This is a genomic window from Oleiphilus sp. HI0123 (assembly GCF_001635315.1).
Map to the genome: position 1 here is coordinate 1 of NZ_LWGE01000840.1, position 531 is coordinate 531.

Consider the following 531-nt stretch of genomic DNA (forward strand, 5'->3'; position numbering starts at 1 on the left):
TTCAAGAGATTTTAGCTCGGCGCCATTCAGAAACAAGGGAACCTTGGGGCCCGGTACATTGGTGATAATCAGGTTGAAAACGGGCTTTAGAATATTGGCTAGACGAAGGCGTGTATAAGCTTTCATGGTTAAGGAAGAAGACCACGAGGGAAGATGCTTCATGATTCGTTCAACCGCGACTTTATAGTTAAACTCTTTGGCTCTAAGGGCATTTTGATGAATCATGCCAAGTCGGGAGCTCGGGCTGTCGAGGTCTGTCGCGAGCGATATGAGCATTGGAGAGATTAGGTTCCCTCCTGAACTTTTTGGGCTTCCTTGTTCGTCCTTTTCTCGTTTTGATACGGGAATCATAGCGACTAAAGATTCTTCAGGAAGCTCATTGCTTGTTTCCAGGTTCTTTCGCAGAGCACCTGAGCAGATTGCTAATACAACATCATTGATTGTGCTGCCCGGGTAGGCCTTTCTAATTTCCTTTACTTTGTAGAGCGGTAGATGGGCGCTTGCAAAGAAATGCTTTTTACTGATTGCTTG

The 531-nt window shown here is 45.6% G+C and carries 1 protein-coding gene; it reads right to left on the reverse strand.

Annotated features, from left to right (window positions below; all coding sequences use genetic code 11):
• The coding region (locus tag A3761_RS07330; protein ID WP_156491715.1) for a WS/DGAT domain-containing protein at window positions 1-531 on the reverse strand (531 nt) is incomplete at both ends.